Annotated in this window: 15 protein-coding genes; 10 read left to right on the plus strand and 5 right to left on the minus strand. The window is 69.9% G+C overall.

Going from position 1 to position 13,852, the window contains the following annotated elements; translation table 11 throughout:
* Nucleotides 1–157: 157 nt before the first annotated feature.
* The 3 genes from OG990_RS14815 to OG990_RS14825 all read left to right on the plus strand — a co-directional run bounded on the left by OG990_RS14815 (nucleotide 158) and on the right by OG990_RS14825 (nucleotide 2,811).
* Nucleotides 158–1,297, plus strand: coding sequence for a sensor histidine kinase (locus OG990_RS14815; RefSeq protein WP_406080999.1), 1,140 nt, complete (start codon nucleotides 158–160; stop codon nucleotides 1,295–1,297).
* Complete coding sequence (locus OG990_RS14820; RefSeq protein WP_386992499.1) at nucleotides 1,294–1,956, plus strand: response regulator; 663 nt, start codon at nucleotides 1,294–1,296, stop codon at nucleotides 1,954–1,956. The genes OG990_RS14815 and OG990_RS14820 overlap by 4 nt, the downstream gene beginning before the upstream one ends.
* Before the next feature lie 195 nt (nucleotides 1,957–2,151).
* Nucleotides 2,152–2,811: a DUF2306 domain-containing protein gene (locus tag OG990_RS14825; protein WP_406081000.1), complete on the plus strand. Its 660-nt coding sequence runs from the start codon at nucleotides 2,152–2,154 to the stop codon at nucleotides 2,809–2,811.
* A 51-nt stretch (nucleotides 2,812–2,862) separates the two neighbouring features.
* Here OG990_RS14825 and OG990_RS14830 read toward each other — a convergent pair whose 3' ends face one another.
* Both OG990_RS14830 and OG990_RS14835 read right to left on the minus strand, forming a co-directional pair.
* Nucleotides 2,863–4,278, minus strand: a complete 1,416-nt coding sequence (locus OG990_RS14830; protein ID WP_406081001.1) for a low temperature requirement protein A — start codon at nucleotides 4,276–4,278, stop codon at nucleotides 2,863–2,865.
* Between the two features lie 246 nt (nucleotides 4,279–4,524).
* Nucleotides 4,525–4,959: a glutaredoxin domain-containing protein gene (locus tag OG990_RS14835; protein WP_406081003.1), complete on the minus strand. Its 435-nt coding sequence runs from the start codon at nucleotides 4,957–4,959 to the stop codon at nucleotides 4,525–4,527.
* Between the two features lie 117 nt (nucleotides 4,960–5,076).
* Here OG990_RS14835 and OG990_RS14840 point away from each other — a divergent pair, with 117 nt between their 5' ends.
* A complete protein-coding gene (locus OG990_RS14840; RefSeq protein ID WP_406081004.1) occupies nucleotides 5,077–5,199 on the plus strand; it encodes a hypothetical protein in 123 nt (40 codons plus the stop codon).
* A gap of 141 nt (nucleotides 5,200–5,340) precedes the next feature.
* Here the strand turns inward: OG990_RS14840 and OG990_RS14845 are convergent, their stop codons facing one another.
* Entirely contained in the window at nucleotides 5,341–5,766 is a 426-nt protein-coding gene (locus OG990_RS14845) for a hypothetical protein (RefSeq protein ID WP_386992509.1), read from the minus strand.
* Between the two features lie 91 nt (nucleotides 5,767–5,857).
* On the opposite strand from OG990_RS14845, the gene OG990_RS14850 reads away from it, so the two are divergent.
* From OG990_RS14850 to OG990_RS14860, 3 genes are all read left to right on the plus strand, one after another.
* A complete protein-coding gene (locus OG990_RS14850; RefSeq protein ID WP_406081005.1) occupies nucleotides 5,858–6,559 on the plus strand; it encodes a DUF998 domain-containing protein in 702 nt (233 codons plus the stop codon).
* Nucleotides 6,560–6,598: 39 nt separating this feature from the next.
* Nucleotides 6,599–6,970, plus strand: a complete 372-nt coding sequence (locus OG990_RS14855; protein ID WP_328417829.1) for a YciI family protein — start codon at nucleotides 6,599–6,601, stop codon at nucleotides 6,968–6,970.
* 64 nt (nucleotides 6,971–7,034) lie between these two features.
* Nucleotides 7,035–8,273 (plus strand): RNA polymerase sigma factor, encoded by a 1,239-nt coding sequence (locus OG990_RS14860; protein ID WP_406081006.1) that lies wholly within the window; start codon nucleotides 7,035–7,037, stop codon nucleotides 8,271–8,273.
* Between the two features lie 206 nt (nucleotides 8,274–8,479).
* On the opposite strand, the gene OG990_RS14865 is transcribed toward OG990_RS14860, so the two are convergent.
* Entirely contained in the window at nucleotides 8,480–9,664 is a 1,185-nt protein-coding gene (locus OG990_RS14865; RefSeq protein ID WP_406081008.1) for a peptidase M23, read from the minus strand.
* Between the two features lie 128 nt (nucleotides 9,665–9,792).
* Between OG990_RS14865 and OG990_RS14870 the strand changes: the two genes are divergently transcribed.
* On the plus strand, nucleotides 9,793–10,260 hold the full coding sequence (locus tag OG990_RS14870; RefSeq protein WP_406081010.1) for a DNA/RNA non-specific endonuclease: 468 nt from the start codon (nucleotides 9,793–9,795) through the stop codon (nucleotides 10,258–10,260).
* Between the two features lie 12 nt (nucleotides 10,261–10,272).
* On the plus strand, nucleotides 10,273–10,608 hold the full coding sequence (locus tag OG990_RS14875; protein ID WP_386992525.1) for an immunity protein YezG family protein: 336 nt from the start codon (nucleotides 10,273–10,275) through the stop codon (nucleotides 10,606–10,608).
* 301 nt (nucleotides 10,609–10,909) lie between these two features.
* Here the strand turns inward: OG990_RS14875 and OG990_RS14880 are convergent, their stop codons facing one another.
* On the minus strand, nucleotides 10,910–12,352 hold the full coding sequence (locus OG990_RS14880; protein WP_386992528.1) for a PLP-dependent aminotransferase family protein: 1,443 nt from the start codon (nucleotides 12,350–12,352) through the stop codon (nucleotides 10,910–10,912).
* 47 nt (nucleotides 12,353–12,399) lie between these two features.
* Between OG990_RS14880 and OG990_RS14885 the strand changes: the two genes are divergently transcribed.
* A complete protein-coding gene (locus tag OG990_RS14885; protein ID WP_406081013.1) occupies nucleotides 12,400–13,752 on the plus strand; it encodes an FAD-binding oxidoreductase in 1,353 nt (450 codons plus the stop codon).
* The last annotated feature ends 100 nt before the right edge of the window (nucleotides 13,753–13,852 follow it).

Raw genomic sequence — 13,852 nt, forward strand, 5'->3', positions numbered from 1 at the left:
TGCTGTCCAGAGGGTTCCGGCGAGCGCTGGGCGCCCACGATCCTCGATGAGAGCGCCGCCGGCTACCTCGAACAGCAACCAGGCCGCCCGAGCGGGGTAGCCATCGGTCGTACTTTGGGACGATCTGGAGTCGCACCACCGTTCGTACGATGGGCCTATGCACCCTCGCCTGCACGCTGTGTTGGCCGAGCCGCGTGTCTCACATGCCCCGCCCCGTGTGTGGCGCGACTGGGCGTTGATCGCGGTCTTCGCGCCGGCGATCGTGTTGGAAGGGATCTTGAGGCCCGATCTGCCGTGGCGGGTGGGCTGCGTCGTCGTCGCGCTCGCGCTGCTGCCCACGCTCCTGTGGCGGCGTACGGAGCCGCTCGCGATGGTGGCGATCGCGTTCGGCTCCACGACGGTCGGCCCATTCGTGCTGCCCGGCGATGCCTGCCAGATGTTCACGGCGAGCTTCCTGGTCCTACTGGTTTGCGCGCTGTTCCGCTGGGGTTCCGGCCGGGATGCCGTAATCGGTTCGTTCTTCGTGGTGGCCAAGGTGGCCGCCGCCGGCCTGTCCGGCTCGATCAACGGCGGCGAGTTGGTCGCCGGCTTCGCGGTGATGTTCGCCGCCGCCACGCTGGGTACCGCAATCCGCTTCCGCGCCGCCGCCCGGCTGCGTGAGCTCGATCAGGTGAAGCTGTTGGAGCGCGAGCGGCTCGCCCGTGACCTGCACGACACGGTGGCCCACCACGTGTCGGCGATGGCGATCCGCGCCCAGGCCGGCATCGCCGCCTCGGCGAGCCAGCCGGGCACCGCCGTCGAGGCGCTCCGCGCAATCGAGGCCGAGGCGTCCCGTGCGCTTGCCGAGATGCGCGCGATGGTCCGCGTCCTGCGCCGCAACCAGCCCGCCGACCTGTGGCCCAGCCCGCGGGTCGCCGACATCGAGCGGCTCGCCGGCCGCTTCCGCACCGGGCCGGCCGTCGACGTGGATCTCCGCGGCGACCTCGGCGACCTTCCGCCCACGGTCGGCTCCGCGCTCTACCGCCTGGCTCAGGAGTCGGTCACCAATGCCCGTCGCCACGCCCGCCATGCCACCCGCATTGAGGTCAGCGTCGCGGCCGACGACACCTCCGTGCGCCTGCGGGTCAGCGACGATGGCGAGGCCGGCGCCGCCCGCCCGACCGGCTCGCCCGGTTTCGGCCTGGTGGGCATGATGGAGCGCGCCGACTTGCTCGGCGGCACCTGCGAGGCCGGCCCCAATCCGGACCGTGGGTGGACCGTCACGGCCGTGCTCCCGCGCGAGGGGGTCGGCGCGTGACGGTACGCGTGCTCGTGGCGGACGACCAGGAGATCGTCCGTACCGGCCTCACCATCATCCTGAACACTCAGCCCGGCATCGAGGTCGTCGGTGGGGCTGGCGACGGCCGTCAGGCGGTCGAGCTCGCCCAGCGGCTCCGCCCCGACGTGTGTCTCTTCGACATTCGCATGCCAGGCATGGACGGCATCGAGGCCACCCGGGCGCTCGCCGGGCCATCGGTCCCGGATCCGCTCGCGGTGGTCGTCATCACGACCTTCGACCTCGACGAGTACGTGTACGCGGCACTGCGTGCCGGCGCCCGCGGCTTCCTGCTCAAGGAGGCTGGTCCCGACCTGCTCAGCCAGGCCGTGCACGCGGCCGCCAACGGGGACGCGCTGATCGCGCCGAGCGTCACCACGCGGCTGCTGAAGGCGTTCGCCGACGCGGGTCCAGCCGCGCCGCGGAAGCAGCCAATCGAGGCGCTCACCGACCGGGAGGAGCAGGTGCTGGTCGCCGTCGCGCGGGGACGCACCAACAAGGAGATCGCCGACGAGCTCTACATCACGTTGAGCACGGTCAAGTCGCACATCACCAGCCTGATGACCAAGCTCGGTGTGCGTAACCGGGTCGAGGTGGCGATGTGGGCGTACGAGACCAACCGCAGACGGGCGCGCTGGTGACGGAGCCGATCGGGTTGGAGATGGCCACCGCCATTCCTCCAGCACCCGTTCGGCCGGCGTTACCGTCCCGCCCGTCGTCGGGGTTGGCGACGAGTGACCGGCGGAAGTACGACGACGGCGTACGACCATGGGCCGGTCCGATTGCGGCCCTTGTGCCGATGAGCAGGGTCGGGTGCGGCGTCCACCATCGATGGCATGACAATGCGCGAGTGGCGGCTACCGGCCGCGTTGATCCTGCTGGGCCTGATACCGATGGTCGCTGGTGCGGGACGGCTTACCGAGCTGGGCACCGGACCGGAGGTCACCCCCGCGAACGCTCGCTTCGTCGCCGAGCCGCTGCCGGTGGTGCTGCACATCGTCGGCGCGGTGGTCTACACGATTCTCGGCGCCTTCCAGTTCGTTCCCAGCCTGCGCCGCCGCCGCTGGCACCGCCTCGCCGGCCGGGTGCTTGTTCCCTGCGGACTGACGGTCGCGCTCTCCGGCCTGTGGATGACCTTCGCGTACGACCTGCCGGCCCATGACAACGACGTGCTCGCCGGCATGCGGCTCGTCTTCGGCTCGGCCATGGCCGGCGCGATCATGCTCGGCCTCGCCAGCGCGCTACGCCGGGACTTCGCCCGGCACCGCAGGTGGATGGTGCGCGGTTACGCGATCGGCCTCGGCGCCGGCACCCAGGCGTTCACGCACGCGCCGTACCTCGTCGCGACCGGCGAACAGCCCGACGGGAACGTTCGGGCCGTGCTGGTGCTCGCCGGTTGGTTGATCAACCTTGCCGTGGCCGAGTGGTACCTGCGGCGTCCGGCCCGCACAACGCAGTCTCGACCGGCTCGTCAGCCGCGTGCCGCTGCCCGGTGACCGCGCTGTTGCCCCTAGATCGACTCTGATTGGCGGGGTAACAGGCACGCGTCAGCGTGGTGGCGAGGCTTGCTCTAGTGGGCGTCCATGGGCGCGGATCGCGTCCGAGACGGCGACGCCGAGCAGGACGGCGGCAGCTGCTGCAGCGACCCCGAGTGGCGGCAGGCCGACCATCACCGGCGCTAAGGCCGCGAGGACGAGGATCCCGATCGGCCGTGGGCGGGACACGCGGGCGAAGGCCACGTGCTCGAATACGGAGCGCCCGGCGAGGTAGAGAGCGGGCCCGCCGAGGATGGCGCCGACCCAGGCGGGTTTGGCGTGTCCGGTTGGATCTATGAGGACGAGTTCGGAACCGGCTGAGGTGACGAGGATGCCGGACACCATGAGCAGGTGGGAGAACTCGGCCAACCGACCGAGCCGGCCGGGATCGGCGGATGCCGCGATGGCCTCGCCCAAGATCTGGCCGGCTCGGTAGAAGTAGATCCGCCACAGCAACACCGTGGTGAGGAACGACAATGCAAGGGCCGATGTTCGTTCAGCCACGATCGGACCGCGTAGAAGACTCGATCCGGAGGTCAGGATCGTCTCACCAAGCGCGACGATGACGAGCTGCCAGTAGCGTTCGGCTAGGTGCTCGCCCGCGACGGCCCACGGGGACACCTTCGAGCGACCCAGCCACGGAACCGGCCAGCCGAGCCTGCCCGCCACGTAGTCGATCGCCAGGGCCAGCGTCCACAGCGAGTTGCGCGTCAACTCTGGTGCGAAAGCTCCGGTGATCCACGGCACGGCCGACGCGCTGAACCAGACGAGCGCCAGCATGTTGACGCGGCGCAGATCGTGACCCCGCACGGTGAGTACGAAGAAGAGGGTGCGGCCCACCTGGATCACGACGTACGTGCTGGCGAAGAGCAGGCCGGTCTCGGCGAGAGCCCCGGATATCGCGACCGCAAGGAACAGGCTCCCGAGCATCGTTGCGAGGACGACGAACTGGATCGCCGGCTGGTACGGGTCGAATCTGCTGGTCGTCCAGGCCGTCTGGGCCCAGATCCACCAGAGGGCCAGGAGCAGCAGCAGAGTCTCGCCGTTTTCCGAGAGGGAAGTGGTCAACGTGTCGGCGACGTGACCCCTGGTGTAGTCCAGCACCAACTCGTGCACGATCCGGGTGAGCGCGAAGACGTACACCAGATCGAAGAACAGTTCCAGGAAGGTCGGCCGCTGCGGACTCTCACGCTTGCGCAGCAGATTGGCCACCCTGTTCGTCGTCACCAGCCCGCCCGCTTCGTCGGCTTGTCGCTGAAGCAGTCGTACCACGGCGCCGCGCCGCCCACGGATAAGACGCCCGTCCCGATGCCTGAAGGGCCTGACGGCCGACGACGGCTGCCGCCGCGCCCAGCGTCGTGCTCTCCCGTTCAGGCAACGGCCAGCTGACCGACGTGCTATGCGCGTTCCGCGCAGGGCTGACCCCACCGCAGGCAACGACTACAGGACGTGACAGCACGGGCCGGCCTTGCCCGCCCAGCGCCTGGTCACCGCACCCGCCGCCCTCGCCGCCCACCTGTCAACTCCCCCAGCAACCGCCACGCACGACGTCGGACCAATCGACCACCACGATCGCCCGGCCTGACGCACCACCCGAACCCCGAGACAGCCGTCGTGGTCCGGCTCCGGGTACGGCGGCGCCATCCGTCGACCCTCGCCGGGTGACGGGCGTGCTCAGGACGAGCGGAGCTGCTCGCGGAACCAGGCCCGGTCGGGGTTCACCACAGCCCGACCGCCGAGCACGACGGTGGGCACGGTCTCGTTGCCGCCGGCTACCGCCCGGACAGCGGCAGCACCCGCCGGATCGCGCCAGATGTCCACCCAGTGCGCCCGCCGGGCGAGCCGGCCAAGGGAGAACCGAAGCTGAAGGCAGTAGCGACAGCCAGGTCGCCAGTACACGATCGGCCGGCCATCCGCCGCGCTGGCCCGCTGCGCCTCGGCGGCGTCCACCGACCGGGGGAAGGCCCACGGCGACAGCAGCAGTGCCAGCGCCAAGAAGACCAGCAACTCGGCGCCGCCGACGGCGGGCAAGCCGGCGCCCAATTGCGCCACCGCCACCAGCACACCGCACGCCGCCATCAGGATCGTCAGAGTCCACCGCCGCAGCACGCCGGGGACACTACCGCCAGATACGCGGATGCGCCGTTCTCGCTCGCCACCCACGGCCCAAACGTGTCCCTCACCATCGATCAGAGCCTGGGCGGTAGCGCGGTCAGCCTCGATCGAATGATCGAACATTTGTACGACGCCATGGTGGGGGACGTGGCCGGGACGCTGGTGGAACGGCATCGCTGCCGGCTGCGCCGGGGCGGGCAGATCGGTGCAGGTGCGGCATGTGGACAACGGTGAACCCCACCGGACCGACAGCCATCAGTCGCGCTCGTGCGCCATCACCGGACGGCTCACGGAGGTCGGGCACAGAGCTGAACACCCTGCGCCCAATCTGCTCCCAAGTAGAACGAGACGGCCGGTCGGTGCGGCTTTCCGATCTCAGATTCGGGTCATGGTGGAGGCGTAGCCGCCTCCACCGGGGTAGGTCCATTCGCCGGTGACCGTGGTGTCGTCGGCGCTGAACGTGCCCTCGTAGTAGGCCGGACTGCCTTTCGCCCCGGCCCAGATGGTCAACTTGTCGCCGACGATTTCGTAGACGTAGTCGAAGGTGTTGCCGGCCGCGTCGTAGAACCGCGACACCACGTCCGTGCCGACCGGCTCACCGAACGGGTGCAGGTTGCCGATGACTTCCAGACCGGTTACGGGTTGGCCGAACTGGCTCAGTTCGACGTGCTGAAGCAGGAAGAACCGGCCGGCCATCCACTCGTACCGCACGCTTCCCTCTGCGCCGCCGGTCACCGACCAGGTGCCGACCAGACGGTCCAGGGCGGTCAGTTCGGCGCTCGGCTGGGTGTTCTCAGACATCGTGTCCTCCCGGTGGGTCGTTGCCGGTACCTCGGAGGCGACGCCTTGGGCTTTGACATCGACGTTCTGTGACCTGGGTCACGATCCCGGAATGTCAAAGTTCGCGGTGCGGCCACGAGGTAGCGGCAAGCACCCCACCAAGGAGGAAGTCATGGCCACCGTCGCCGCCACCGTTCCCGCCGTCCGCCGCTCGTCCGACCGCCTGCTCCTCGCCGGCGGCCTCGCCGGACCGGTCTTCTTCGCCTCGGCCGTGACGCAGATGCTCACCCGGGAGGGCTACGACATCACGCAGCACCCGATCAGCCAGCTGGCCACCGGAAGTCTCGGCTGGATCCAGATCACCACATTCGTGCTCGCCGGCCTCGGCGGGATCGCCCTCGCCGTCGGTGCCCGGCGCACGCTCACCGAGGGCACCGGTCGGCGGGCAATGCCGATCTTCGTCGGGATCTTCGGTGCCGGGCTCGTCGCGGCTGGGGTGTTCACCATGGATCCGGAGTACGGCTTCCCGGTAGGGACCCCTGACGGGCCGGTCGGCGAAATGTCCTGGCACAGCATCGCGCACTCGGCGGCGGCCGCCATCGCCTTCACCGCGCTGGCCATCGCCGCCATCCTGCTGACCATCCGGCACGTCCGCCGTCGGGCCGCCCTGCCGGCGGTGCTGAACGGCCTCGCCGCGCTCATCCTGCTGATGCCGATGTCGTCGAGCCACATGAGCATCCAGATCGCCGTGAACGGCCTGGTCGCCTTCACCTGGACGACGGTCGTCGCCCTCTCCCTGCGCCGTTCGAGTTGATCGGCGTAGCGTGATCCGACCCCGCGAACGAGGATGACCATGAAGTATCTACTGCTCAGCTACACGCCGTCCGCCGCCTGGAACGCCGCGACCGCCGACACCCCGTCGGAGGAGGCGCTGGCCGCGTTCGCCGCGTACCAGCGGTTCGAACAGGAGCTGATCGAGACCGGCGAGTTCGTCAGCAGCGAAGGACTCGGTCACCCGGCGGTCAGCACCACGGTCCGCAGGACCCCGACCGGCGTGGTGGCCACCGACGGCCCGTTCGTCGAGCTCAAGGAGGTTCTGGCCAGCTTCGCGGTGATCGACGTGGGCAGCCAGGAGCGCGCCGTCGAGATCGTCTCGCGGATGGTCGAGGCGCTGGGCGAGCCGATGGAGATCCGGCCGATCATGGGAGAGGACTTCGCGGCATGACCCGCCGCGTCCCGCGTCGCCGGACAGCGGCAGACCGGGAGGGCCCACGAACGGCAGCACAGGCGTGACGTCGGACGTCGAGCACCTGCTGCGTACCGAGGCGCCGCAGGTCCTCGGCGCGCTGGTGCGGCGCTTCGGCCACTTCGACATCGCCGAGGACGCGGTACAGGAAGCACTGCTCGTCGCCAGCAGGACGTGGACGGCCGAAGACGTGCCGGAGAACCCGCGGAGCTGGTTGATCCGGATCGGGTACCGGCGGATGGTCGACCTGCTCCGCACCGACCAGGCTCGACGCCGCCGCGAGCGGCTCGCCGGCGTGAGCGAGCTGGCGATGCAGGACCCGGCCCGACGGGCCCGTCCTGTACTGGAGACCGACGAAAGCCTCACGCTCCTGCTGCTGTGCTGCCACCCAGCGCTGAGCCCCACCTCTCAGGTGGCGCTCACGCTGCGTGCGGTCGGCGGCCTTACGACCACGGAGATCGCACACGCCTACGGGTCGGCCGAGAACACCATGGGCGCCCGGATCAGCCGCGCCAAGCAGCAACTGGTCCGCGCCGGCGCCCGGTTCACACCGCCGACCGACGCTGACCGCGTCAGCCGGATGGACGCCGTCATGCAGGTGCTGTACCTGATCTTCAATGAGGGCTACACCGCCTCTACCGGAGACGAGCTCGCCCGCGTGGACCTGACCCGTGAGGCGATCCGGCTGACCCGCATGCTCCGCGACTCCCTGCCGGACGACCCCGAGGTGACCGGGCTGCTAGCCCTGATGCTGCTGACCGAGTCGCGGCGCGCTGCCCGTACCGACGACGACGAGCTGGTGCCGCTGGACGAGCAGGACCGGGCCCGGTGGGATCCCGAGCTTATCCGCGAGGGCACCGAACTGATTGACAGCGTCTGGCGGCGGCGCGAGGTCGGCACGTACCAGCTGCAGGCGGCGATCGCGGCCGTGCACGCCGCGGCCGCGTCGCCGGACCGGACGGACTGGCCACAGATCGCGGCGCTGTACCTGGGTCTCGAACGGCTCAGTCCGACCGCGCCGGTACGGCTGAGCCGGGTCGTCGCAGTCGCGCACGCGTACGGGCCGGCCCGAGGGCTGGCCCTGCTCGACAACCTCAACCGGGTTTACCATCTGGACGAGGAACCGCTGACCCGGCAACGCGAACGCGCGATCCGCGCACATCTGCTCGAGATGACCGGAGACACGGCCGGCGCGGCGGCGCGGTACCGCGAAGCAGCCGCCCTGACCCAGAACCAGGTCGAACAGCGATACCTCCAACGCCGAGCCCACCGGCTCGGCTGACCGATGATCGTCGGCAGGGACCAGCTGCTCGACGCCCTTCAGTGGAGCGCCTCCACCCCCTCGGGCGGAACCTTCAGCCCCCGGGCGGCATGTCCCTGCGGCGCGGCGGATCCAACCTCGCCGCGTCGCAGGGTGTGCGCCCCGCCGTCGTGGTGGTGCTACCGGCCACCGACACCGGGTGGCGCGGGTGGGCGCGGGGTGGCGCGTCAGCACCAGCCGTTGACCGGGTTGGCCGCTCCGGTGTAGTGATACGCGTCGGGGATCCAGGTGCCGTCGGTGAGCCTGTTCCACAGGGCGGTGGTGCCCCAGCGGCCGGTGTGGGTGGTGCCGTTCGCCGAGCAGGCCACGGCCGCCGTGGCGCCGTCCGCGATCGAGCCGACGACGCCGTACCCGGTGCCTGGCCCGGACCGTCGACTGATCGATGTGCCGCCGTTGCTGTCGATGATTCCCTCGGTGAAGCCGAGCGGGCCGTAGTTGTAGAGCGCCCCGCCGACGTTGACGCGCTTCGAGCCGTGCAGCGCGTAGCCCTCGTAGGCCGTGCTGCCCTCTCTCGGCACCCACTTGCCCAGGTTGTGGGTGGCGATCGCCACGTATGCGCTGTTCTGCCGGAACCCCAGGTGTACGTGCCGACTGCTGGCGGAGCCGCCGCAGGTGATGTCGGTGCCGGTGTCGCCGAGGTAGGTGCCCGCCCCGACGAACGCGCCGTCGACGTTGATGTTGTTCCAGAGGTGGTAGTAGTCCGTGGTGTACCCCCGGTCGTGGACCACCCGGATCCAGCCCTTGCACATCGTGTACGCGGTGCCGGCGCGCACGGCCAGCACCCGCTGGTCACCGCCGAACAGGTCGATCGAGCTGAACGGTCGCGGGGAGCCGGACCAGCCGTGTGGGCCACCTCTGAGGGTCCAGGACTGGCCGAGGGCGAACGGCAGGCGCATGCCGGTGCGGAAGTCCCCGTTGGCGGCCAACGTGCCGGGGGCGGTGAAGGCGTCCCTTTCCCGTTGAGCGACGACGGAGGCGGGCGCGGCCGCGGCCAGTTCGGTGAAGTTGGCCTCGCCCTCGAAGGCGACCTGCCAGCCGCCGCGCTGCTGGTGGGCGACGAAGATCCAACCGGACGGGTAGAGCCCTTCCTCGTGCGGGGCGACGAGCACGGCGGTGCCGAAGGCCCAGGCCCGGCCGTCCCGGCGGGTGACGGTCACCCGGGTGTCCTCCACACCGGCGGTGCGGATTCCCGGGTCCGCCGCGACCGCGGCCTCCTCGACCAGCTTGTCTCGTACGGCGGTGGTGACGTCGGTGGCCGGCGCGGCGTGGGCACCGCTCGGCACGGTGCTGGTCATGGTGGCAACGAGCAGGATCGCCGTGGCGGTACCGACCCAGCGTCGAGTACTGATCATGTCCTCTCCAGAGGGGGTTGAGAGGCTGACATATACCCGAAGGACGATATACATGAAATTGATTTGTGTCTATAAAGTGTGGATCGTCGTGCCGTCGGAACGGTCAGCCCGGAGGGTGGAACCGCGCGGTGAATCGGCGCAAGCTCCAACCCAACACGACCTACGTCGAACGCACCACCGGCTATACCTACAAGACCGACTCCAAGGGCCGGGTCACGCACTTCAGCGGCCGTCTCCAACTGGTGGATGGAAACCGTAACGCCTACCAGCAGCGCGTCGCCGGCAAGCCCTTCCGCAAGCTAACCGACCAGGGCGGTCACCTGTTCGCCCATATCTTCCGCGGTCCGGGCGAGCGCATCAACCTCGTGGCGATGGACTCCAACCTCAACCTGTCCGCCTGGAAACGCATGGAGATCAGGTGGGCGCGAGCCCTGGACCCAGACCATCCAAGCCCCGGCTCGGGCTCCAGCCCAGTACGGGTCGAGGGCCGGGTGCACTACGATCCAAACTCAGCGTCAACCCGGCCCACCGCGTTCACCATCACGGAACAAATAGGCGACGGCCCCAAACGCACCAACCGATTCCGCAATCCATGAGAGGTGCCGTAAGTGCCCGACGGTAGTGACAGCGACATCATCACTAGGATCGGGCAGATCCTCATGTCGATCCTGCCCGACAACGCGGCAACAATCACCGTCAACGGCGAAGCCGACATTGACTACGCCAACGCTGCCCTAGAGCTCCGGGGCCTCGACGGCACTGTGTTCTATTTTGGATGGGACGACAACCCCGACGAGGCCGTCGACGAGATCGCCGACCTGCTCATCGACCTGCGGCAAGTGATGGCCGAAGACGGCAGCGAGCCGTGGTACGGGTTCACCATGGCCGTACAGAGTGACGGCACCTTCGAGGTCGACTTCTCGTACGAGCCCCCAACTGACTGATGCTCTCCGTGAACGCATCGATTGCCTCCGCTGCTAAGGTGCGCGCCGCTGACGAAAGCGACGCATCACCCACCTGCGGACGCTGACCCGCATCTGGTCGACCCACCACGCCCCAGCGTCGACCGGCGAGGACCCGGCCGGGCAGGTGTGGCGGAGTCCGGTTCCGGCAGGGCAGCGGGTGGATCCGCGGCAGGAGCGTCCGGTTCAGGTCGGGGCCTCCGATGTAGAGGCTCGTCCGCGGATCCATGATCCAACATCCGCTTTTCGGCACGACCGGGCGAGCTACGGCAGGAGCCACTCGTCACGGTATGTAGCGCGGCTCGCGGCAGATGTGCGCACGGACCTCTGCGACCGCGTCGGCAAGGGCTTCCACTCCGTCTGTGATGGCGCGTTCGGTGAGGGTGGCGTAGCCGAAGATCAGCCCGCCGGGTCCGGCGGGCCTCAGTCGGTACCGGGAGACGCCTTGCACGGCCAGCCCGTGCCGGGCGGCGGCAGCCACGACCGCGGCCTCGTCGAGGTCGTGCGGGAGCCAGGTTACGACGTGTTGGCCCGCCGCGACACCGACTGGTTCCAGTTCGGGCAGCCGTGTGCGCAGCGCGGCCAGGAGTGCATCGCGGCGGCGGCGGTAGACCGGGCGCATGCGCCGCAGGTGCCGGTCGAATTCGCCGCGGGTGAGGAAGTCGGCGAAGGTCAGTTGGTCGATGACGGGAGAGCCGCGGTCGGCCAGTACCTTGGCCGCCGTGATTTCGTCGACCAGGTGTGACGGCGCCAGCAGCCAGCCGAGGCGCAGCCCTGGCGCCAGGGTCTTGCTCGCTGTGCCGCAGTACACGACGGTGTCGGGCGCCAGCCCCTGCATGGCGCCGATGGGCGAGCGGTCGTAGCGGTACTCCGCGTCGTAGTCGTCCTCGATCACCACGGCGCGGCGACGCTGCGCCCAGCCGATCACCCGGGCCCGCGCGGTGGCCGACAGGACCCCGCCGGTGGGCCACTGGTGCGAGGGCGTCAGCACGACGGCGTCCGCGTCGGTCTGTTCGAGCTCCTCGACGAGAATGCCGTTCGGCCCGACCGGGACGCCGATCACGTCCAGGCCGGCGGCGGCCGCGACGAGGCGGGCGTCGTCGTCCGCGGATGGGTCCTCGACGGCCAGCCGGCGGGCGCCGCGCGCCGCGAGCACCTGGAGCAGCAGCGCGACGCCCTGGCCGTAGCCACTGCAGATCACGACGTTCTCCGGGCGGGCCGACGTGCCGCGGACCCGGTTGAGGTAGTCGGTCAGGGCTGCGTGCAGTTCGGGCACGCCACGCCCGTCGAGGTAGGCGAAGTGTTCGTTCGGCGTGGTGGTGAGGACCGTGCGCACCGAACGCAGCCAGGCGGCCCGGGGGAACGACGACACGTCGGTGCGGCCGTACCCGAAGTCGATCCGGGCCGCCGGCCGATCTCCGCCGCGGCGACCCGCCGGCGTCGGAATCGGCTCGACCGCGACCTGGGTGTAGCCGCCCGCCCGACTGGTGAGGTAGCCCTCGGCGACGAGTTGCTGGTAGGCCTCGACCACGACGCCGCGTGACACTCCCAGATCGGCTGCGATGGTGCGGGTGGGTGGCAGGGACGTCCCAAGACGCAACCGGCCGGCCCGGATGCTGCCCCGGATCGAGGCGGCGATCTGCCGGTGCAGCGGTTCGGCCGCGGACCGGTCGACATCGATGAGCAGGTCCTCCGCCGTGCTCGAATTGGTCCTGGTTCGGCCCATGCAATCGGACCTTACTGGGTGTACCGATTTCCGCCAGGCTCAGACGTATGACGACAGCGACCAGCCCCCGCTTCGACGGCCGCCTCCTCACCCCGGGCGACCCGGGTTACGACGCGGCCCGCACCGTCTGGAACGCCATGATTGACCGCCGCCCGCGGATGATCGTGCGGGCCGCGAGCGTCGCCGACGTGGTGACCGCGGTGCGCCTGGCCCGCGAACTCGACCTTGAGATCGGGGTGCGCTGCGGCGGGCACAACGTGGCCGGCCTCGCCGTCCCCGCGAACGGCCTGATGATCGACCTGACCCCGTTGAACGGCGTTCGGGTCGACCCGATCCGGCGGCGCGCCCGGGTCCAGGGCGGCGCGCTGCTCGGCGCACTCGACCGGGCGTCGCAGCCATACGGCCTCGCCACGACCGCGGGTAACGTCTCGCACACCGGAGTCGGCGGCCTGACCCTCGGCGGCGGCATGGGCTGGCTCGCCCGCCAACACGGGTTGGCCTGCGACAACGTCGTCTCCTACACGATGGTCGCCGCCGACGGGGAGGTTGTGACCGCGAGCCGAACCGAGAACCCCGACCTCTACTGGGGCCTGCGCGGCGGGGGCGGCAACTTCGGCATCGTCACCGACTTCGATTTCCAACTGCACCACACCGGAACGCAGACCCTGGTCGCCGAGTTCGATTTCCGCGCCGAGGACGCCGTGCCGGTGCTCGAAGGCTGGCGGGACCTCAACACCGTCGCGCCGCGGCAGGCGACCTTCACCGCCGATGTCCACAGCACGGCCAGCGGCCCTGTCGCCACCGTCGGCTTCGTATGGGTCGGCGACCCTGCACAGGGTCACCGGTTGCTGCCGGCGATGCGCGCGCTCGGGCGCCCGGTCGCCGAGCGGGTCACCACCCCGTCATACCTCGAACTCCAGCAACGCGACGACACCACCGGCGGCCACGCCTACCGCCGGTACTCCAGCGCGCACTACCTGCGGCAGTTCCCCACCGCCGCGATCGAGGCGTTCCTGCTGCGCGGCGCGTCGGACCTGCAGGCCGGCACTCAACTGCCCGGCGTCGGCCTGCAGGCGCACGGCGGCGCCATTGCCGACGTCGCCGACGCCGAAGCCGCCTTCAGCCACCGCGGCACCACGTTCGAGTTCGGCGCCGGCTCCCGCTGGACCGAGCCATCCGAAGACGAAACCCGGATGGCAGCGGCTCGCACTGCCGGAGCCGCGCTCGACCCGTACGCCGACGGCGTCTACGTCAACTCGCTCGCCGCCGACGAGGGGCAACGAGGGGTACGCCGTGCATACCCGGCCGCCAAGCTCGCCAGGCTCACCGCCCTCAAGACCATCTGGGACCCGCACAACGTCTTCCACCTCAACCACAACATCCGGCCCAGCCACGCCTGAGCGAACAAACACCCGAGACTGCCGACTGGATCAGCCACGCCGACCGACCCGAGTGATGAGTTGTCGAGCCCGCACTCGTCATACCTACGACGGGACACGA

Source organism: Micromonospora sp. NBC_00858, assembly GCF_045207365.1.
Lineage (GTDB): Bacteria > Actinomycetota > Actinomycetes > Mycobacteriales > Micromonosporaceae > Micromonospora.

Coding starts and splice junctions, on each gene's coding strand:
- OG990_RS14815 (WP_406080999.1), top strand. CDS start 158: ATGCACCCTCGCCTGCACGCTGTGTTGGCCGAGCCGCGTGTCTCACAT.
- OG990_RS14825 (WP_406081000.1), top strand. CDS start 2,152: ATGACAATGCGCGAGTGGCGGCTACCGGCCGCGTTGATCCTGCTGGGC.
- OG990_RS14840 (WP_406081004.1), top strand. CDS start 5,077: ATGATCGAACATTTGTACGACGCCATGGTGGGGGACGTGGCCGGGACG.
- OG990_RS14845 (WP_386992509.1), bottom strand. CDS start 5,766: ATGTCTGAGAACACCCAGCCGAGCGCCGAACTGACCGCCCTGGACCGT.
- OG990_RS14850 (WP_406081005.1), top strand. CDS start 5,858: ATGTCAAAGTTCGCGGTGCGGCCACGAGGTAGCGGCAAGCACCCCACC.
- OG990_RS14855 (WP_328417829.1), top strand. CDS start 6,599: ATGAAGTATCTACTGCTCAGCTACACGCCGTCCGCCGCCTGGAACGCC.
- OG990_RS14865 (WP_406081008.1), bottom strand. CDS start 9,664: ATGATCAGTACTCGACGCTGGGTCGGTACCGCCACGGCGATCCTGCTC.
- OG990_RS14880 (WP_386992528.1), bottom strand. CDS start 12,352: ATGGGCCGAACCAGGACCAATTCGAGCACGGCGGAGGACCTGCTCATC.
- OG990_RS14885 (WP_406081013.1), top strand. CDS start 12,400: ATGACGACAGCGACCAGCCCCCGCTTCGACGGCCGCCTCCTCACCCCG.